This is a genomic window from Bifidobacterium bifidum ATCC 29521 = JCM 1255 = DSM 20456, assembly GCF_001025135.1.
Taxonomy (GTDB): domain Bacteria; phylum Actinomycetota; class Actinomycetes; order Actinomycetales; family Bifidobacteriaceae; genus Bifidobacterium; species Bifidobacterium bifidum.
Genome location: NZ_AP012323.1, coordinates 988,621 through 1,009,035 on the forward strand (window position 1 = coordinate 988,621; position 20,415 = coordinate 1,009,035).

Here is a 20,415-nt window from a genome sequence, read left to right on the forward strand (position 1 = left end):
TCGTCAACCGTCAGGGGGAACAGCGTGCAGCAGGATCCGGATCTCATCGCAAGAAGCGCCGAGGAACTCGTCGGCGACCTCAACCCGCAGCAAGCCGAGGCGGTGCAGTACCGGGGGCCCGCACTGCTGATCGGCGCCGGCGCAGGATCTGGCAAGACACGCGTGCTCACCCGGCGCATCGCGTGGATCCTCACGCAATTCGGAGCATGGCCGAGCCAGATCCTCGCCATCACCTTCACCAACAAGGCGGCCGCTGAAATGCGCGAACGCCTCGAAGGTCTGATCGGACCGGTCGCCCAGCGCATGTGGGTGTCGACGTTCCATTCCGCATGCGTGCGCATCCTCAGGCGTGACGGCCAGTCGATAGGGCTGGCGTCGGGCTTCTCCATCTATGACACCGCCGACTGCGAGCGCCTCGTCAAGCTGATCGGCGCCGATCTCAACATCGACCTCAAGCGCTACACGCCGCGCGCGATCCTCTCGCGCATCTCCGACTACAAGAACTCACTGATCGGCTGGCAGGAGCAGCTCAAGCGCTACGCGCCCGACTACCGGCCCGGCCAGCGCGGTTATCAGATCGGCAATTTCGGCGACATCGAGGTGCTGTATTCCGTCATCTACGCCGAATACCAGCATCGTCTGGCCATGGCGAACGCCGTCGACTTCGACGATCTGATCGGCCGGACGGTCGAACTGCTGCGCACCCAACCGCAGGTGGCCGACTATTACCGTCATAAGTTCCGTTATATCCTCGTCGACGAATACCAGGACACGAACCATGCCCAATACGAGCTGATCCGCGAGCTGGCGGGCGTGGACGCGGCCGGGCAGGTCGTGCCGGACGCCCCCTCGGCGGGGCGGGCCGGCCCGGCATGGATCACCGTCGTCGGCGACTCCGACCAGTCGATCTATGCGTTCCGCGGCGCGGACATCCGCAACATCCAGGATTTCGAGCAGGATTTCCCCAACGCGAAGACCATCATGCTCGAACAGAACTACCGTTCCACGCAGACCATCCTCGACGCGGCCAACGCGGTCATCGCCAACAACCAGGGTCGCAAGCCCAAAAAGCTGTGGACCGCATTGGGCAGCGGGGACCCGATCGTCGGCTATGCCGCGGACAACGCCGAGCAGGAGGCCGCGTGGATAGCGGGGGAGATCGCTCGCGTCCGCGCCGAGGAGGGCACGCCGTATTCGGACATGGCCATCATGTACCGTGCCAACGCGCAGTCGCGTGCGCTTGAAGGCGCGCTCGTGCATGCCGGACTGCCGTATCAGCTGGTCGGCGGCACGCGGTTCTACGAGCGGCGGGAGGTCAAGGACGCCATCGCGTATCTGCAGGCCATCGTCAATCCGGCCGACAACGTCAACATGCGGCGCATCCTCAACGTGCCCAAGCGCGGTCTCGGACCTCGTGCCGAATCGATCATCGTCTCATATGCCGATGCTCATGCGACCACGTTCTGGGACGGCATCGAACATCTTGACCAGATCGACGGCGTGCCCACCCGCACCGGCAAGCAGCTCGCCGCATTCAGGGACCTGATGCGCTCCCTGAGCGCGTTCGCGGCCGAACATGACGGCAAGCCGTCCGAAGTGGTGGGGGAGGTGCTCTCGCAGTCCGGTCTGCTCGAAGAACTGCAGCGGTCCGAGGATCCACAGGATGCCTCCCGCGTGGAGAACCTGTCGCAGTTGCAGTCCGTCGCCGCCGAATTCGAGCAGAACACGCCGGACGCCACACTCGCGGGATTCCTGGAGACCACGGCGCTGGTGGCGGACTCCGACCAGCTGCCCTCCGAGGGCGAGGACTCCGGCAAGGTCACGCTGATGACTCTGCACACCGCCAAGGGCCTGGAATACCCCGTCGTGTTCCTCACCGGCATGGAGCAGGGCACGTTCCCGCACTCGCGGGCGATGGAGGACGCCGACGAGCTTTCCGAGGAGCGTCGTCTGGCATATGTGGGCATCACGCGTGCCAAGCGTCGTTTGTACGTCACCCGTGCCGCCGTGCGCGCGCAGTGGGGGCAGGCCAACGAGATGATGCCCAGCCAGTTCCTCGATGAGATCCCCGACCGGCTCATCGACTGGAAACGGCGCGAAACCGGCATGGAGGGCATGCGCTCCGGCTGGTCGCGCCGCGGCTTCGACGACGAGTTCGGCGGATGGGACGATGACGACTTCGGCGGCACCACATACGGCGGGTCGTCCTCGTACGGTGGTTCCTCGTCATACGGTTCTCGTGGACATTCCTCGTACGGTGGTTCCTCGTCGTTCGGCTCCGGTTCGCGCGGTGGATCGGGCTCGTCATATGGCGGGGCCAGGGGATTCGGCTCATCTTCGCGCCACGGCGGTTCCGGCCGTCAGGGCTCCGGACAGCAGTACGGGTCGGGCAGCCGGTTCGGCTCATCCACGGGATTGTCGCGTGGCGGCAAGGTCACGACGCGCCGCACCGCTCCCAAGTCATCTCTCTCGTCGGCCAGACCGGCCTCGTCGCTCAGCAAGGACAACAACCTCAACATCGCCGACTTCCATGCCGGTGACAAGGTCACGCATGACCAGTACGGGCTGGGCACCGTCGTCGACACGCAGGACAAGGGCCGCAACTCCGTAATCACGGTCGATTTCGGCTCGTCGGGCGTCAAGCGGCTGATGCTGCGCGTGGCGCCGCTGGAGAAGCTCTGAGGTAACCACCCACCGGCGGCTTCGCGCCACCTCCCGCCAGCGGGAGGATGGTGGTGGGACCTTACCGGCGGATGACCGGCGCATATATGAAAAGCGTTGAAAAGTCAAGGCTTGTGTTTCCCGGAAACGGTTGACATAATCGTCGATGTCCATCTTCAACCGAGAGGAGACAACAATGTTCCGTAGACTATTCGCATCGCTGCCGGCCATCGTGTTCGGCGTGCTTATCGCCGTCGCCCCGCAGGCATTCGCCCATGTGTGCGAGGTCAAGGATAATATGCCCATGGCGTGCCATTACACCGCGCAGGCGGAGCTTGGCATCGGCGTGGTCATCGCCCTGCTGGGTATCATCGCTTTGTTCTGCAGCCCGAAGATACGTACAGGTCTCAATATCGCTGTCGCTTTGAACGCACTGCTGTCGCTGGCCGTGCCGACGGTGCTGATCGGCGTGTGCAAGGGCGCCATGATGCATTGCCATATGGTCACCAGGCCGACGCTCATCGTGATCGGCATTCTGGCACTGCTGTTCGCCGTCGTCGCCATCTACCTCGACTCCAAGCCCGTCAAGCGATGATCACACGAATCACTCTCAAACGACTGCCACTGGAGAACCTGAAGCGCAAGCCGTTTCGCACGGCTGCGCTCGTCATCGTCGTCATGATGCTGACGCTCGCGTTCTTCGGCGGCTCGCTGCTGTCCATGAACCTGCGCAACGGATTGCGCAGCATGCAGGAACGCATGGGAGCCGACCTCATGGTGGTGCCGCAGGATACCGGCGCCAAAGCCGAGGCCCTGCTCACTAACGGCGGATCCAACACGTTCTATTTCACCAACGACATCGAGAACCTGGTCTCCAAGGCCGATGGCATCTCCCGAGTTACGGCCCAGACGTACATATCATCGCTCGCGGCCGCATGCTGCGACGAGAAGGTGCAGATCATAGGCTTCAACCCCGCGACCGACTTCGTCATCACCCCCTGGATCACATCGCAGTTCGACGGGACGCTGAAAGACGGAGAAGTCGTAGCCGGCTCGAACATCAGCGTATCCGGCAACAACACGATCAAGCTGTACGGGCATGAGTTCCCGGTCGCCGCCCAGCTCGGCTCGACCGGCACCAGCCTGGACAATTCGGTGTTCGTCAATATGTCCACCATCCCCTCGATCATCTCGTACTCGTCGTCGGTGGGACACGCGGCCATCCCCGCCGAATACGCCGACAAGGCGGTCTCCGCGATCCTCATCAAGGTCAAGGACGGGTATGACGCCAAGCAGGTCTCGCTCAACATCACCAAGGAATCCGGTCTCGAAGGGCTCGGATTCGTGTATCCGGGCGGCGTGACAGCCACCACCAAGACCAACCTCGACGCGCTGGTCGGGTACGTCACGCTGTTCGTCGCAGTGTTCTGGATCATGGGCCTCATCGTGCTGCTGGCAGTGTTCGCATCCGCGATGAACGAGCGGAAGAAGGAATTCGCGGCCTACCGCATCATGGGCGCCACGCGCGGCACACTGATTGCGCTCATCGTCAAGGAATCGGCGCTGATCGGACTGGTCGGTGGCGTCATCGGCATCGCGGGCGCGTCTCTGGCGGTGTTCCCGTTCAACACGTTGATCAGCAGGCAGCTGCAGCTGCCATACCTGCAGACCGACGCGCTCAAGGTCGTCGCGCTCGTCGCCATAAGCCTCGTGTTCGCCGTCGCGACCGGACTGCTGGCATCAATCGTCACCGCGGTCAAGCTGTCCGCGCCCGAAACCTATCTCACGTTGCGCGAGGGGGAGTGATTCATCATGGCGATGCTTGAGATCAATGATCTGACCCGTGAATTCACCCGGCGCGGCGCGCGTTTCGCCGCCGTCGACCACGTGAGCTTCTCCATGGACCAGGGCGAACTGGTCGCCATCATCGGACGTTCCGGCAACGGCAAAAGCACGCTGCTCAATCTGATCGCTGGCCTGCTCAAGCCGACGTCCGGCACCGTCGAGATCGACGGCCGAAACGTCTCCAAGCTGTCGGACAAGGAGCTCTCGCAGCTGCGCAACGCGACGCTCGGGTTCGTCACGCAGGGACAGACGCTGCTCGGCAACCTCACCGTGCTCGACAACGTCATTCTTCCGGCCGTGCTGTTTGGCCCGGCGAAGAAAACGGTGGTGCCGGATGATGTTGCGGCGCCCGGCGAAGCCGATGCCGCCGGCGCGGCCGATTCCGCACGTGAGCAGGACGATGCCGACATGCCCGACGTCATCGACGATGATCTCACGGCGGAGCACGAGCCCGACGCCCTGGAGCGACGGGCGACGATGCTGCTGGATCGACTCGGCGTGGCTGACCTGTCCGACAGCTATCCCAAGGAGCTGTCGGGTGGCGAGATGCGCCGTGTCTCCATCGCCCGGGCGCTCATGAACGGGCCGAAGCTGCTGATCCTCGACGAGCCGACCGGCGATCTCGACGCGACGAGCACCACGATGGTCATGCGTCTGCTGCGCAACGTCGCCGATGAGACGGCGGCGGTGCTTATCGTGACCCATGACGGCGACACGTTGCCATACGCTGACCGCGTGTATGCCATGGACGCGGGGCGGCTCACCCCGGCCGGCGGAGCCTGACACGCAGGGTCGTCCATAGGGTATGCGATTATAAACGATTGTGTCTGCCATAAGGCGGATGCTATCTGGAGTCTTAGCCCATCAGTGGGTCGGCGGCGGTTTTCCGCCGTTCGTGCACGTCACGACGAAGCACTGGGGAGGCCGACTCAGCGCGGGGACAGCCTCGCGTTCCGTTCAGATAACGACAGAATAAAGGAACAAGAATGACCAACGTTCAGCGTTCTCGCCGTCAGGTGCGCCTTTCCCGCGCCCTCGGCATCGCACTGACCCCCAAGGCTCAGCGCATCTTCGAAAAGCGCCCGTACGCTCCCGGTGAGCACGGCCGCACCCGTCGTCGCACCGAATCCGATTACGCGGTTCGTCTGCGCGAGAAGCAGCGCCTGCGCGCCCAGTACGGCGTCTCCGAGAAGCAGCTTCGCTCCGCTTACGAGAAGGCGACCCGCACCGCCGGCCAGACCGGTAACGCGATGCTCACCGATCTCGAAGTCCGTCTTGACAACCTCGTGCTGCGTGCCGGCATCGCCCGTACCACCGCTCAGGCCCGTCAGTTCGTGGTGCACCGTCACATCCTCGTCGACGGCAACATCGTGGATCGTCCGTCCTACCGTGTCAAGCCCGGCCAGACCATTCAGGTGAGGGCTAAGAGCCAGACCATGGTTCCGTTCCAGATCGCCGCCGAAGGCGTGCACCGCGATGTGCTGCCGCCCGTCCCCGGCTACCTCGACGTGAACCTGGCTTCCCTGAAGGCCACCCTGACCCGCAAGCCTGAAGTCGAGGAGATCCCGGTTCAGGTCAACATCCAGTACGTCGTCGAGTTCTACGCTCGCTGATCTGGATCCACCACCTGTAATTTACAGCGTAAGGACATACATACACACGAACGCCCCGTGGCATTGCGCCCGGGGCGTTCGTGTATTCCGGTCCTGTTCTCACGGGTTCGGCCGGCCATCGGCTGCGTTCATCGTCACTGGCCGCACACCGCCTGCCGCAGCATCGTCGCATACGCATAAGCGCCGGTCATGTTGGGATGGATGCCGTCGTCGTACAGGTATTCGCCGTGGCCCTCGCTGTACTTGTACCAGTCGATGATGCCCACATTGCCGTTGTGGCTGGCTGCGGCACGCATCATCGAGTTGTTGTTCTTCTCCTGGTTCGGATAGGGCATACGGATCGTCACGAAATACACCGGCTTGCCGCCCGCAAGGTCGATCAGCTGCTGGACCACCTGTTCGTTGCGGATGATGCCGTTCGTTCCGAGCCCGTAAATGATGACGCTGCCGCTGTGCCCGGCAGTGGTCGCCTGCTGGAACACGCTGACGGCCTGAGGCATCTGACGGTTCGGCTTGCCATTGATGTATCCGTTCGGGAACGCCGCCTGGATCGCATCCTTCGTGCCGGAGGTGACGGAATCGCCGATCATCATGATGTCGGCGTTGCAGCTTCCTGTATTGGGGTCATAGTGGTATTCCGAAACATCCAGGTTGTCGGGCACCTTCTCTGCAATGGGCGTGACAGATGGAGACGTCGGCTTTGCGCTGTCTCCGTTCCGCTCGGAGCCGTCGTCATTCGTCTGATTCGCCGTGGCATTGTTGCTCGCCGTGCCGTCGTCCGAGGGCTTTTCGATGCTCTTCGGCTTGGGCAGGGCGAGAGGCTTCGCCGGCTCGGCGAGTTCGGGCCGGAGTTGGATCATGCGGTCGTGGGCGATCTGCTCCCAATTCACCGGCGCCCAGGTGAGCGCGGCCACGGTGACGATGCCGAGAGCCGCCATCACCCATGACCCCGGCCTCAGCCGTCCGCTCGGCTCCACCGATGCCCTCGCATGCCTGCTGCGCGGCGTCGGCTCGTACATGCGAGTGGCCTCGACCAGCTGGTAGAACGCCTCCGTCGCCGTCCATATCACGGCTGCCTCAATCAGCCATCCCCACCACGGCAGTGCTTCGGTGCGGGTGGCGGGATTCATGAACTGCAGCAGCGGGTAATGCATGAGATACAGCGAATACGAGCGCGACCCTAGGTAACGCAGCGGAGCGCAGCCGAGCACACGCGGTAGGCTCACTCCTCTGATGGCGCCGGCGAGGGCCAAGGCGCCCAATATGGCGGCGACAAGGTACCCGCCGTGATACATCGTGTCGTCATAGCCGTTCATGAACCAGAAACCGGCGCATAGGGCCAGCAACGACAGCCAGCCGAACACGTCCAGGATGATAGCGGACGCGCCGCGACCGTCGTCTGTCTGTTTGCGATCGTCAGCGGTCCGGTCGGCACGCTGCATCAGCATCGCCAGCATCGCCCCCATCGCCAGCTCCGCGAGCCTCGTATCCGTACCGTAATACACGCGCGACGTGTCGTCGGGATCGAACAGCAGCCACATCGCCGCGCTCGACGCAAGCACGATTATCACCATCACGACGGTCCGAGCCCATTTGGCGCGAACGAGACGGCCGATCGCCATGATCAGCAGCGGCCATACGAGATAGAACTGCATGACCAGCGCAAGGAACCACAGGTGCGTCAGAGGGGAGGGGAGTCCGGCCGCCGCGAAATAGGGAAGTTTGCGGAAGATGTTCACCCAGTTGCTGGCGAACAGCGCGCCTGGAAGCGCGTCGGTGCGCACCTTGTCGAGAAGGCTCGGGGCGAACAGCCATGCGAACGGAGCGGTCAGGGCGATTGTGGCCAGTGTTGCCGGCCACAGCCTCTTGATCCGGCGCCCCAGATACCTTCCATACTGGAACGTGCCATGGCTGTCCACTGCGCGAATCACCGAACGAGTCGCTAGGAAGCCGGTGATCACGAAGAACATGGTGACACCGATGAAACCACCCTCAAGCAGCGATGGGCGGGTGTGGAATGCGACCACGCCGAGTATCGCCACGGCACGCAGGCCGTCGATGCCGTCGAAACGGATTTGCCGCTGGCTGTCAGGCAGCCCCTTCTGTTCTTGCTCTCTCATGTGGCCTAGTCTACTTCACCGCGGGTTTCATGGCTATAGTTGTGACCTGAACCCGCGTTCGCGATCATTGGTGTTCTTGCACTTGTGTTTACCTGTGTTCATATGTGTTCATATGTGTTCATCCGGCGAAAGTCCCGTTTGCGCGTCGCCTGATGGAACTTTCGCGGGAAAGGCGTGGGGATGATTCCCTGCCGACCGCCATCCGGCTATCGCCTGTACCACACCATGCGATTTTTGACGGTTTTGGGGCTGGTGTGGCCAAGGGCGATTCCGGGCCCATTCACCGGTCATTGGAAAATGGCGGTTTCCGCGACCCGTGCTTTGCCACACCACGTGATGTGAAGGCTCACATCGCATGGTGTGGCTCTCTGCTGTGCCACACCATGCGATTTTGGGGTGTTTTTCGCCTGGTGTGGCACACGGGATGGGAGCGAATCAGCCGGACGGATGGGTAGGGACTGAGTATGGGCTGTTCCATTGAGCTGAGAACCACCCCCCCCCCAGTCATGCCGCGCATGCCAGCCCCCCCCCGCCAGCGGGGGCGTTAGCAGACTGGAGGGGTCTGTGGCGATGGGCGCGGCGGGTTTTGTGGCATGCGGGAAGCATGGAATAATCGTCAGTATGATTCTCCATCTGCATCTTGTCCGCCACGGACAGACCACGTTCAACAGGTATAACCGACTTCAGGGATGGTGCAATGCGCCGCTGACCGAAGCGGGGTTGGCGGACGCCGACAAGGCGGCGGAAAAACTCAAGTACGTGCGGTTCGCTGCCGCGTACTGCTCCGATACGTCGCGTGCGCAGATCACCGCGAAGCGCATCCTCGACGTGAACGAGGAGGTCGGCAACGCCCGGCCGGTGCTCGTGTCGGACATGCATTTCCGCGAGCAGTGCTACGGCTATTTCGAAGGTCAGGACATGTCGCTCGCCTGGACGGCCGCGGGAGGGCCCCACGGCGCGAAGGACTACAACGACATCGTCGCCAAGTACGGCCTCGCCGCGACCCGCGACTTCCTCAAGGAGGCCGACCCGTTCCACGACGCGGAATCCGACGCCGAATACTGGGCCCGCGTGCACGGGGCGTTTTCCCTGATCGCGTCCAACCCGGATCTCAAGGACGGCGACGACGTGCTGCAGATATCCCATGGCAATACGCTGCTCAGCCTCATGCACCGCTTCGCGCCGGAAGGGTATGACCTGAGCGAGAGGCCGGCTAACGGGTCGGTTACGTGCCTTGATTTCGATACGACCAAGCCGTTCGAAGTGGCTCTCACCGTCGTGTCATACAATCAGTGAGACGCGCGACCGGGCCGGCCGACCCGCATGCCGCCGGCAGCGTCGGTCTCGGGTGACGGCTAGTGTGTTGCGGGTATTGTGTGCACGGGCGTATGCCTGTGGGACGGAAAAGAGGTACACATGGGTGTTGGCCAGATCGCCGGCCTTATCGCGGCAATAGCATTCGCCGTGCTTGCAGGCTTCATGATCTATCCGTTGATTCGCCTCGGCAAGCTGTTCGACCAGATCGCGGACACCGTGCGCGAGTCGGGGGAGCACGCCATCCCGGCCCTCGATGAGGGCGTCACCACCGTCAAGCAGGTCAACAAATCGCTTGAGGATGTCAACAGGATCTCCGCGGCCGCGTCGTCCACTGCCAACAACGTAGGCGCCCTGACCGATCTTTACGGTTCGTTCCTCGGCAAGCCCGTCATCAAGATCGCGTCGTTCTTCTATGCGCTGAAATCCACCGCGCAGTCGTTCGTCGCCAAGAAGAGCACCGGCCGTGACTCCGTCGAAGGCTCCGGACAGCAGGAAAGCAAGGCTCAGTGATGTTCAAACGATTGTTCTGGATCGGTGTCGGCGTGACCGTCGGCGCCCTAGCCGTCATCAAAGCCCAGGCCTACGTCAAGGCCAACACCCCTGACGCCGCACGAGCGTTCGTGTTCGGCCCGGATCAGGACCATGTGGGCATGAGGACGCTGGAAGGCCTGGTCAACGAGTTCAACGCCACCCGCCGAGCCCGCGAGGCTGAGCTCAACCAACATTACATCGACCGCGCCGCGCGGTAGCGAATCCGGGGCATGCCCCCCACTTTCACACGCATAACAGCTGTTCAAATTTTTATCTATCATTTTGCATGCGGGCCAGCACGGCCCCAACCCACAAGGGAGCTCACCAACTCATGCGCACTTCAGAAATCGCGAAGCGCTATCTGGATTACTTCTCCAAGCACGACCATCTGGTCATGCCTTCGGCGTCACTGATCTCGCCGAACCCGACCACGCTGTTCACCATCGCCGGCATGGTGCCGTTCATCCCGTACCTGCTCGGCGAGCAGACCCCTCCCCACAAGCGCATGGCCTCCAACCAGAAGTGCGTGCGCACGCTCGACATCGACGAGGTCGGCAAGACCACCCGTCACGGCACCTTCTTCCAGATGCTCGGCAACTTCTCCTTCGGCGACTACTTCAAGGAGGAGGCGATCCACTACGCCTGGGAGCTGCTGACCACGCCGCAGCCCGAAGGTGGTTACGGCTTCGATCCCGAGAAGCTGTGGGTCACCACGTACACCGATGATGAGGAAGCCCGCTCGATCTGGAAGAACGAGGGCTTCGACCCCGAGCACATGCAGATCTTCGGCATGGAAGACAACTTCTGGACCACCGGCGGCCCCGGCCCCGGCGGCCCCTGCTCCGAGATCTACGTGGACCGCGGACCCGAATACGGCAAGGACGGCGGCCCCGCGGCCGACGAGACCCGTTTCATCGAGATCTGGGATCTCGTGTTCGAGAACTACGAGGTCGACAACGTCAAGTCCAAGACCGACCTGCACATCGTCGGCGAGCTCAACCAGAAGAACATCGATACCGGTGCCGGTCTGGAGCGTCTGGCCTACCTGATGCAGGGCAAGCAGAACATCTACGAGACCGACGAGGTCTACCCGGTCATCGAAGCGGCTGAGCAGCTTTCCGGCCGCAAGTACGGCGAGGACGCGGCCGCGGACGTCAAGTTCCGCGTCGTGGCCGACCACGTGCGTTCCGCGCTGATGATCATGTCCGACGGCGTGCGCCCGTCCAACGTCGGCCGCGGCTACGTGCTGCGCCGACTGCTGCGCCGCACCATCCAGGCCATGCGCGTGCTGGGCGTCACCGAGCCGGTGATCCCGCACCTGCTTCCCGTCTCCAAGGACGCGATGGTCGCCAGCTACCCGGAGCTCGAAAAGACGTTCCATGACGTCTCCGAATCCGCCTACGGCGAGGAGGACGCGTTCCGCCGCACGCTCGACAACGGCATCGAAATCCTCGACGTCGCCGTCAACAAGGCGAAGAAGACCTCCGACCCGGTCGTCTCCGGCGACGATGCGTTCACGCTGCACGACACCTACGGCTTCCCGATCGAGCTGACGCTGGAGATGGCGGCCGACCAGGGCGTCAAGGTCGATGAGGCCAAGTTCCGCGAGCTGATGAGCGAGCAGAAGTCCCGCGCCCGTGCCGATGCGCTGAAGAAGCGCCACAACGTTGACCTGAGCGTGTACGACGACTTCAAGAAGACGCTCGTGCAGCCCATCGACTTCCTCGGCTACACCGACATGTCCGCTCGCGGCCGCGTCCTCGGCATCATGCAGGAGGGCAAGGGGTCGGTTCCGGCCGTCAGCGCCCCCGCGAACGTCGAGGTCATCCTCGACCGTACGCCGTTCTACGCCGAGGCCGGCGGCCAGCTCGCCGATCAGGGCGAGATCCTGTCCGACGATGGCGCGGTGCTCGAAGTCGACGACGTGCAGAAGCCGATCAAGGATCTCATCGTCCACCAGTGCCGTCTGACCGAAGGCACGCTGGCCGTCGGCACCGAGGTGAGCGCGAGCATCGATCTCGCCCGCCGCGGCGCCATCGCCCGCTCGCACACCGCCACGCACATGGTCCACAAGGCCCTGCGCGAGGAGCTCGGCCCCCAGGCTACGCAGCGTGGATCCGAGGATGCGCCGAACCGCCTGCGCTTCGACTTCCAGTGGTCGTCGGCACCGAGCAAGGACGTGATGAACACCGTCGAGGCGCGAGTCAACGACCGTCTGCGCGACAACCTGATCGTCACCACCACCGAAATGAAGTTCGACGACGCGATCGCGCTCGGCGCGATGCACCTGTTCGGTGAGAAGTACGGCGACGTCGTGCGCGTGGTCTCCATCGGCGAGGACGGCTGGAGCCGCGAGCTGTGCGGCGGCACCCACGTCGACCACGTCGGCAAGATCGGCTCGATCAACATCATGTCCGAAGCCTCGATCGGCTCCGGCGTGCGCCGTGTGGATGCCGTCGTCGGCCAGGGCGCCTACGAGTTCAACGCCCGCGAGCACGCCCTGGTCTCCCAGCTGTCCGACAAGCTCAACGCACGCCCGGACGAGCTGGCGGAGCGCGTCAACACGCTGCTGGCCAAGCTCAAGGAATCCGACCGCCGTCTGGCCGCCATGTACGAAGGCCAGCTGGCCGCGTCCGTGCCCCAGCTCGTCGCGGCCGCGAAGACGTCCGCGGCGCGTGTCAAGGTCGCTGCGAAGAACGTCGGCCACTTCGGCTCGTTCGACGCGCTGCGCAAGACCGTGATGGACGTCCGCGCCCAGCTCGGCGAGGACGCGCCGGTCGTCGTCGCGCTTGCCGGCGTCTCCGAGGACGACAAGCCGATGGTCGCCGTGGCCACGAACGAGGTCGCCCGCAAGAACGGCATCAAGGCCGGCGACCTGGTTCGCGGGGCATCCAAGATGCTCGGCGGCGGTGGCGGCGGCAAGCCGGACTTCGCCCAGGGCGGCGGCTCCGACGCGAGCCGCATCGACGAGGCGCTGAAGGCACTTGAGGCCGAGGCGCTGAAGGGCTGAACCATCCGGTGGTATGGCTAGGCGTTGATTTGGGCGACGCCAGGGTCGGGCTCGCATTGTCCGACCCTGAGCTCACCTTTGCCCATCCCTATGGCAACATCCAGGCATACGGCGATTCGTTCCGTGCGCTGGATGACGTCATTACCGTCATCGAGGACGAAGCGGTGGACCACATTGTGGTGGGACTGCCGCTTCAACTTGACGGCACCGAAGGAAAAAGCGCGAAGAAGGCTCGCCGTTGGAGCGCGAACCTGGAAAAGCGCATGCGCAACTTGATGGATGAACACGATTTCGCGTTGTACCACATTCCTCAGGTAACATTATTGGATGAACGGCTGACCACGGTCAGCGCGCATCGGCAATTGCTGGAAGCACAACTCGGGTCCCGCCGTCATCGTCCGGTGGTCGATCAGCAATCAGCTGTCGTGATATTGCAGACCGCGCTGGACGGCGCCATGAAAGTGTGAGGAGAGAGCTAGTGTCAGATGACCTCGCCGATTTTTTCGAGGAGAACACCCATTGGGTCGACTCCAAAGGCAACACCACGTCGGTAAAGCCCCCCAAACCGCCGAAATCACGGCGTGAAATGCGCCGTCGGCGCAATGTCCGCCGCCGCAAGACCATCATCGTGCTGACCATGGTCGTCGCGGTGCTCGTCGTGGTCATAGCCGGCGGGTTCTTCGGAGTCAGGGCGTTGCGCGCCATCAGGGACCGCAACGACGGCGACACCTACTCCGTGCAGGACTACAGCGGTCAGGGATACGGGTCCGTGGAGTTCACCGTCTCGCAGGGCGAGAGCCCGTCCAGCATCGCCAAGCGTCTCGTCGAGGCCGAAGTGGTCAAGTCCGCGGACGCGTTCACCGGTGTCTCATCGGGTATGACGCTGTACCCGGGCACCTATCAGCTGCGCAAGCACATGCCCGCGTCGTCCGTGGCGGCGATCCTGTCCGATCAGAGCAAGGCGGAGGGCTTCCTCGACGTCAACGCGGGGGAGCGGGTGTCCGACGTCATCAAGAAGGCCGCGGCGCTCAGCGAGATCGACGAATCCGAATTCCAGAAGATCATCGACGCCAAAGGCGAGGGAATACTGCCCGCGGAAGCCGGCGGCAACTTCGAGGGATGGCTGGAACCCGGCAAGTACGACGTCAAGGGACTCGGCTCCGCGCAGAAGATCCTGAAGACCATCGTCGACAAGCGCGTCTCCAAGCTCAACGAGATGCACGTGCCCACCGGCAACGAGCGGCAGCGGCTGCTGATCATCGCCTCCATCGCGGAGGCCGAGGTCAATTCGTCCGATTACTACGGCAAGGTGACCCGCGTCATCCTCAACCGTCTCGACCGCGACATGACGCTGGGCATGGATTCGACCACCGCGTACGGTCTGGGCATCAACGGCACACAGCTGACCAACGCGCAGCTCAACGACTCGTCGAACAAATACAACACGCGCGTCAACAAGGGACTCACCCCCACGCCCATCAGCAATCCGGGAGACAGCGCCATCCAGGCGGCGATGAACCCGGAGCAGGGCGACTGGCTGTATTTCGTCACCGTGAACCTGAGTACCGGCGAGACGAAATTCACCACCGGCTCCGTCGAGGAGCAGAACGCGCAGTTCGAGCAGTACGTCAAGGAATACAAGGACAACAACAAGAGCGCGAACTAAAGCAGCGTCGTCGCGATGACCGCGACCACCGCCGCGCAGACGATCGCGGGTGCGAACGGGACCTTGCCCGCATGGTCGGATCGGCGCTGGGGATCGAACCTTAGCCACAGCGCCATCCATGCCAATCCCAGCAGACCCATGGCCAGCCACCAGACCACCACGGCGGTCAGCCCGGCCATCCCCACGGCCAGGCCCATGGCCAGCGTGCAGGTCACGTCGCCGAACCCCATCGATCCGGGCTTGACCATCGCCAGCCCGGCCTGCAGCACGGCACTGAGCACGGCGAACAGAGGGGCCTGCACCAGCAGGAACATCGTGTTCGCCATGACGGCGACGATGATGACCGCCACCAGCTGTGCCAGGCACCCGATGGCGATCCACAGGCGCGGCACGCGCCGGCGCCGAATGTCCTCGACACTCACGGCGATACCACATATCAAGCTGGGAAGGTATGCAAGGTAGGTCATGACATAAGATATAGCGAAGTTACCGATTGAATCAAAGGAGCATGGCATGTTGCGCTGGCAGACGGCGGGGGAATCACACGGCGAGGCGCTGGTCGCGATGATCGAGGGGTTGCCTGCGGGCGTTCGGGTCACCAGCGATGACGTCGTCGATGCATTGGCGAGACGGCGCCTGGGATACGGGCGCGGCGCGCGCATGAAGTTCGAGCAGGATAAGGTGCGTCTGCTCACCGGCGTGCGTTTCGGCGAGACCCTGGGATCACCGGTGGCCATCGAGATCGCGAACACCGAATGGCCGAAATGGACCGAGGTGATGAGCGCGGATCCACTCGACCACGATCTGCCGCGTGAGGGGCGCAACGCCCCGCTGAGCAGGCCGCGGCCGGGACACGCCGACCTCACCGGCATGCGCAAATACGGGTTCGACGACGCGAGACCCGTGCTGGAGCGCTCCAGCGCGCGCGAGACCGCGTCCCGCGTGGCGCTGGGCGCGGTCGCCGCGCGGTTCCTTGAGCAGGCGTTCGGCATTCGCACCGTGTCGCATGTGATCTCCATCGGAGGGGCGGGCGTCGAGGACGCCGATGACGCAGCGTTGCCGACCCCCGACGACGTCGAAGCGCTGGACGCATCCCCGGTGCGTACGCTGGACAAGGCGGCCGAGGAGAGGATGATCGCGCGCATCGACGAGATCAAGTCCACCGCCGATACCGTCGGCGGCGTGATCGAAGTGCTCGCATACGGCGTGCCCGCCGGCATCGGCACCTACGTCGAATCGGATCGCCGGCTCGACGCTGCCTTGGCCTCGGCGGTCATGGGCATCCAGGCCATCAAGGGCGTGGAGATCGGCGACGGGTTCCTGGAGGCCGTGCGCCCCGGATCGCAGGCGCATGACGAGATGGTCCCCGGCGCAGATGGGCGCATCACGCGACTGACCAACCGTGCGGGCGGCATCGAAGGCGGCATGTCGAACGGCCAGCCGATTCGCGTACGGGCCGCGATGAAGCCGATCCCCTCGATTCCGCGCGCCCTTCGCACGGTCGACGTCACCGACGGCGAGGCCGCATCCGCCATCAACCAGCGTTCCGACACCACGGCCGTGCCTGCGGCCTCCGTCGTGGCCGAGGCCATGGTCCGACTCACCTTGGCGCGATACGCCCTTGACAAGTTCGGCGGAGACAGCGTAGCGGAGACGCGCCGCAACTTCGAGCAGTACGTCGCCTCCTGGCCGGAGCACATGCGCTGACGGCGCGGTAACGTCATCCGCAACGAACCGTACGTCCTGAACCAAGGGAGAGAAACCATGCCCACTCGACCAGTCGCCGTCATCATCGGTATGATGGGCGCCGGGAAGACCCGTGTCGGCAAGGAGGTCGCGCAGCTGATGTCGCTGCCGTTCGCGGATGCCGACGTCGAAATCGAGCACGAGGTCGGCATGCGCATCCCCGAATATTTCGAGCGTCACGGCGAACCCGCGTTCCGCGAGGTCGAATCCGAGGTCATCGCCGGGATGCTGCACGGGTTCGGAGGCGTCTTCGCCCTGGGCGGCGGCGCTCCGATGACGCCCGCGGTGCAGGACGATCTCAAGGAATACATCGAGGACGGCGGCAAGGTCGTGTATCTCATGGCCGACCCGCGCGAGGCCATGGAACGGGCCCATCGCGGTGGTGGCCGGCCGATGCTGCAGGGGGACGCCGATGCCCGCTGGAAGAAGCTGTACCGCCAGCGCGACCCGGTGTACTACCGGGTGGCGAACGTCCATGTCGAAACATACGGGCAGACGCCGCTCGCCGCGGCGAGGAAGATGATGGATATGATTACCGAACGAACGGTTCATGTGACCGGCGCGACCATCGAGGATTATGACGTGAGCATCGGGGAAGGGGCGATGAACCACCTCTCCGAGGTGCTGGGGCCGAAGCCGGTCCGGATAGCCCTGATCCACACGCAGCCGGTGCAGCGTCATTCCGACCGTGCCCGCACGCTGCTGCGACAAGGCGGCTACCAGGTGTCGGACATCGTGATCCCCGACGCCGAAGCGGGCAAGACGATCGAGGTCGCCAACGGCATCTGGCAGCGGCTCGGCGACGAGGGCTTCACACGCTCCGACGCCGTGGTGGGCGTCGGCGGAGGCGCCGCCACGGATCTGGCCGGTTTCGTGGCCGCCACATGGATGCGCGGCGTGCGGTACGTCAATTGCCCCACGTCGCTGCTCGCCATGGTGGACGCCTCCACGGGCGGCAAGACCGGCATCAACACGCCGCAGGGCAAGAACCTCGTCGGGTCGTTCTACACGCCTGCCGGCGTGCTCGCCGACCTCAAGACACTCGTCTCGCTGCCCAACGACATCTTCATCGAAGGGCTGGGCGAGGTCGCCAAATCGGGATTCATCAAGGACCCCGAAATCCTGCACATCCTTGAAGAGCATGCGGCCGAACTTCGCGCATTCGACGGGGCTACGTTCCTTGGCAGCGGTCTGGAGAACGTGGTCGCCGAGCTGATCGAGCGCACGGTCCGGGTCAAGGCGTACCACGTCTCCGCGGACCTCAAGGAAGCGGGCCTGCGTGAATTCCTCAACTACGGCCATACACTCGCCCACGCCATCGAAAAACTTGAGCATTTCCGCTGGCGCCACGGCAACGCGGTCGCGGTCGGATGCGTGTATGCGGCGGAATTGGGTCATCTGCTGGGCTATATCGACCAGGATCTGGTCGATTATCACCGCTCTCTGCTTGGCTCGCTCGGTCTGCCGACCTCATGGAACGGCGGCACGTTCGACGAAGTGCTGGCGCTGATGCACCGCGACAAGAAGGCTCGTGGCAACAAGCTGCGGTTCGTCGTGCTCGATTCGATCGGCCATCCGGTGCATCTGGACGATCCGCCGGCGGACGCGGTCGAGGAGGCGTTCAGACGTATCCAGGCGTGACGACGCCGGACCGGTCTCCACATGACCGGTCCGAGTCGTGTTTTCGCCCACCCCAGCAATATCAATCATCAGCCAAAGGAAAGTGCATCATGACCAAGGTGATAGTCGTCAACGGACCGAATCTGGGCCGCCTCGGAGTGCGTCAGCCGGACGTCTACGGCAGGCAGGATCTTGAGACGCTGCGCACGCAATGCTCCCAGTGGGGCGCCGCGCTCGGGCTGAAGGTCGAGGTGCGCCAGACCGACGACGAGGCCGAGATGGTGCGCTGGATGCATCAGGCCGTCGACGAGCAGACCCCGGTGGTGATGAACCCGGCCGCATTCACGCATTACTCGTACGCGCTGGCCGACGCCGCGCACATGGTGGGCGATGCCGGACTGCCGCTGATAGAGGTGCACATCTCCAATCCCTCCGCCCGTGATGAGTTCCGCAAGCGTTCGGTCATCAGCCCGGTCGCCACCGGCACCATCACGGGAATGGGATTCTACGGGTACAAGCTCGCGCTGGACGCCATCGCGCATCTTATCGGCTGATCCGCAGTCGCAGAACCGTTTCAACGGGTGGTCATCATTGCTGGTGCGCTTGCGCGTCGGGCTTGCTGCGCCTAGTGTGGTGTCCATGAACGATGAAGCGAATCAGGGGTACCCGCAAGGTCCGGCCAATGGCGGTTATCCGAACGGTGCATCGCTTTACGGGGTTCAGGGCGATGCACACAACGGCAACAACGATTATCCGCAGTATGGAGCTGCTTCGCAGCCCGGGGAGCATCAGCCCGGTTACGCGCAGCCCGGTTACCCGCAACATGACTCCTGGCAGGGTCAGGGCGGCTACGCCGGCGGCCAGCGTCCGCCGGCAGGCGGGCAGCCCGTCTATCCTCCGGTGGGAGCAGGCCAACGGCAGCAGCCATACGCCGGCGGCTATCCGCAGCAGGGTGCGTATCAGCGTACTCCGTACCAGCCGTACGGTCAGCCTCCGAAGAAGAACAACACGGGCAAGATCATCGCCATCGTCGTCTCCATCGTCGTCGCGTTGGCCCTGATCGGCGTGCTGGTTTGGGCGTTGACGTCCAAGGGAGGCGACGGCAAGGACGGCAAGGGCACCGAAACGTCGCAGACGACGAACGGCGGTTCGAACAACAAGAACAAAGATGGCTACATCGAGGTTCCGCGCGGCGACTCGAACGGAAACTCCGACGACGACTCCTACGACTCCATCAACAAGGACTACCAGCAGAAGAAGCAGGAGCTGGACAAAAAGAAGCAGGAGCTGCAGCAGGAACTCGACAACTACAAGAAGAAGTACGGCGGCTCAAGCTCGTATGACAACCAGAATTCGTACGATTCGTATGGCGACTCCTATGATTCGTACGGTGATTCCTACGATTCGACGGGCTACTGATCCGCGTCGAACGAGGTGTCGGCCGGCTCGACGCGGCTGACCGCGTTCGACCGGTAGATTGTGTGACGCGGGCATCATCCCTGACGGCGCATGCCGTCTTCGGTATGATGCCCGGTCCATTTGAGCACCGCCTGGACGCGGTTTTCGGCGTTGAGCTTCTGCATGGATGACTGCGCGTGCTTGCGCACGGTGGCCGCTTTAATGCCGAGTCGTTTCGCTATCGATAGGTCGGTCAGCCCACGCGACATAAGATCGAGCACCTGCACTTCGCGGTTGGAGACCAGGTCAGCCCGTTTCGGCGTCTCATGCGCGAGCTGGTCGAATGAGGCACGGGCGTCAACGAACCCGAAATCACCGTAAACGCCTCCGCCAAGTACCGTCGCCAAGCCTTCGAGTATTTCCTGCTCGTCGTTCTTGCTGACCAGTCCTTGGGCGCCGGCCTGCGCCACGTCGAATCCGAACGTCTCCTTGGCGAACGAGGTCATGGCCAGAAGCTTCACCATGCTGTCGCGTCGGCGGATACGACGGCATACCATGACGCCCGACATGGATTCCATCGACAGGTCGACCAGGACCAGATCTGGTCTCGTCCGGGCGTCCAGCGTCAGGCTCACGGCGCGCGGCCCGTCGATGACCGACCAGGCTATGCGCAGTCCAGGTGTCATTTCGAGAACGAGACGCTCCAGCGAATCCAATGACCGCCTGTCATCATCAACCATGCCGATTGTCCCAGTCAGGTCATCGAAAATCCCCATACAATCACATACCTCATCATATGCTTTCAGGTTTCCCCCCATAGTAACCCCCTTATATACCCCCGTCAAAATCAACGGGTGTTGCATCCATGCCCCCATGTTTGATGCCAGG

18 protein-coding genes are annotated in these 20,415 nt (G+C 63.4%); 15 read left to right on the top strand and 3 right to left on the bottom strand.

The genetic code is table 11. The features are described from left to right. Positions 1–24 precede the first annotated feature (24 nt). The 5 genes from BBBF_RS03975 (at position 25) to rpsD (ending at position 6,119) form a co-directional block, all read left to right on the top strand. Entirely contained in the window at positions 25–2,682 is a 2,658-nt protein-coding gene (locus BBBF_RS03975) for an ATP-dependent helicase (protein WP_021647878.1), read from the top strand. 175 nt (positions 2,683–2,857) lie between these two features. After that, a complete protein-coding gene (locus BBBF_RS03980) occupies positions 2,858–3,256 on the top strand; it encodes a DUF4418 family protein (protein WP_003816922.1) in 399 nt (132 codons plus the stop codon). Beyond that, a complete protein-coding gene (locus tag BBBF_RS03985; protein WP_021647880.1) occupies positions 3,253–4,467 on the top strand; it encodes an ABC transporter permease in 1,215 nt (404 codons plus the stop codon). Before BBBF_RS03980 ends, BBBF_RS03985 begins: the two co-directional genes overlap by 4 nt. A 12-nt stretch (positions 4,468–4,479) precedes the next feature. Continuing rightward, positions 4,480–5,289 (top strand): ABC transporter ATP-binding protein, encoded by an 810-nt coding sequence (locus BBBF_RS03990; protein ID WP_370622762.1) that lies wholly within the window; start codon positions 4,480–4,482, stop codon positions 5,287–5,289. Between the two features lie 203 nt (positions 5,290–5,492). Then, on the top strand, positions 5,493–6,119 hold the full coding sequence (rpsD, locus tag BBBF_RS03995) for a 30S ribosomal protein S4 (protein WP_003812853.1): 627 nt from the start codon (positions 5,493–5,495) through the stop codon (positions 6,117–6,119). A gap of 134 nt (positions 6,120–6,253) precedes the next feature. Here rpsD and BBBF_RS04000 read toward each other — a convergent pair whose 3' ends face one another. After that, positions 6,254–8,239 carry an acyltransferase family protein gene (locus tag BBBF_RS04000; RefSeq protein ID WP_021647881.1) on the bottom strand — a complete coding sequence of 662 codons (1,986 nt, stop codon included), beginning with the start codon at positions 8,237–8,239 and terminating at the stop codon, positions 6,254–6,256. A gap of 621 nt (positions 8,240–8,860) precedes the next feature. Between BBBF_RS04000 and BBBF_RS04005 the strand changes: the two genes are divergently transcribed. The 6 genes from BBBF_RS04005 (at position 8,861) to mltG (ending at position 14,763) form a co-directional block, all read left to right on the top strand. After that, complete coding sequence (locus BBBF_RS04005; RefSeq protein WP_003816928.1) at positions 8,861–9,535, top strand: histidine phosphatase family protein; 675 nt, start codon at positions 8,861–8,863, stop codon at positions 9,533–9,535. A gap of 120 nt (positions 9,536–9,655) precedes the next feature. Further along, positions 9,656–10,066: a DUF948 domain-containing protein gene (locus tag BBBF_RS04010; protein WP_003812859.1), complete on the top strand. Its 411-nt coding sequence runs from the start codon at positions 9,656–9,658 to the stop codon at positions 10,064–10,066. Further along, positions 10,066–10,305 carry a hypothetical protein gene (locus BBBF_RS04015; RefSeq protein ID WP_003812861.1) on the top strand — a complete coding sequence of 80 codons (240 nt, stop codon included), beginning with the start codon at positions 10,066–10,068 and terminating at the stop codon, positions 10,303–10,305. Before BBBF_RS04010 ends, BBBF_RS04015 begins: the two co-directional genes overlap by 1 nt. Positions 10,306–10,418: 113 nt before the next feature. Continuing rightward, the gene (gene alaS, locus BBBF_RS04020; RefSeq protein WP_014760148.1) at positions 10,419–13,097 is read left to right on the top strand and encodes an alanine--tRNA ligase; all 2,679 of its coding nucleotides are present in this window, start codon (positions 10,419–10,421) and stop codon (positions 13,095–13,097) included. 8 nt (positions 13,098–13,105) lie between these two features. Then, positions 13,106–13,564, top strand: a complete 459-nt coding sequence (gene ruvX, locus BBBF_RS04025; RefSeq protein WP_003812865.1) for a Holliday junction resolvase RuvX — start codon at positions 13,106–13,108, stop codon at positions 13,562–13,564. An 11-nt stretch (positions 13,565–13,575) separates the two neighbouring features. Beyond that, the gene (gene mltG, locus BBBF_RS04030; protein ID WP_014760149.1) at positions 13,576–14,763 is read left to right on the top strand and encodes an endolytic transglycosylase MltG; all 1,188 of its coding nucleotides are present in this window, start codon (positions 13,576–13,578) and stop codon (positions 14,761–14,763) included. On the opposite strand, the gene BBBF_RS04035 is transcribed toward mltG, so the two are convergent. Next, complete coding sequence (locus BBBF_RS04035; protein ID WP_021648709.1) at positions 14,760–15,230, bottom strand: prepilin peptidase; 471 nt, start codon at positions 15,228–15,230, stop codon at positions 14,760–14,762. The genes mltG and BBBF_RS04035 overlap by 4 nt on opposite strands. 46 nt (positions 15,231–15,276) lie before the next feature. On the opposite strand from BBBF_RS04035, the gene aroC reads away from it, so the two are divergent. The 4 genes from aroC to BBBF_RS04055 all read left to right on the top strand — a co-directional run bounded on the left by aroC (position 15,277) and on the right by BBBF_RS04055 (position 19,548). Then, on the top strand, positions 15,277–16,470 hold the full coding sequence (aroC, locus tag BBBF_RS04040; RefSeq protein ID WP_003816938.1) for a chorismate synthase: 1,194 nt from the start codon (positions 15,277–15,279) through the stop codon (positions 16,468–16,470). Positions 16,471–16,527: 57 nt separating this feature from the next. Beyond that, positions 16,528–18,150 carry a bifunctional shikimate kinase/3-dehydroquinate synthase gene (locus BBBF_RS04045; protein ID WP_003819294.1) on the top strand — a complete coding sequence of 541 codons (1,623 nt, stop codon included), beginning with the start codon at positions 16,528–16,530 and terminating at the stop codon, positions 18,148–18,150. A gap of 89 nt (positions 18,151–18,239) precedes the next feature. Further along, positions 18,240–18,683 (top strand): type II 3-dehydroquinate dehydratase, encoded by a 444-nt coding sequence (gene aroQ, locus BBBF_RS04050; protein WP_003816942.1) that lies wholly within the window; start codon positions 18,240–18,242, stop codon positions 18,681–18,683. 85 nt (positions 18,684–18,768) lie between these two features. Continuing rightward, on the top strand, positions 18,769–19,548 hold the full coding sequence (locus BBBF_RS04055) for a hypothetical protein (RefSeq protein ID WP_003819295.1): 780 nt from the start codon (positions 18,769–18,771) through the stop codon (positions 19,546–19,548). 74 nt (positions 19,549–19,622) lie between these two features. Here the strand turns inward: BBBF_RS04055 and BBBF_RS04060 are convergent, their stop codons facing one another. After that, a complete protein-coding gene (locus tag BBBF_RS04060) occupies positions 19,623–20,267 on the bottom strand; it encodes a response regulator (RefSeq protein WP_225840992.1) in 645 nt (214 codons plus the stop codon). Positions 20,268–20,415: the final 148 nt, after the last annotated feature.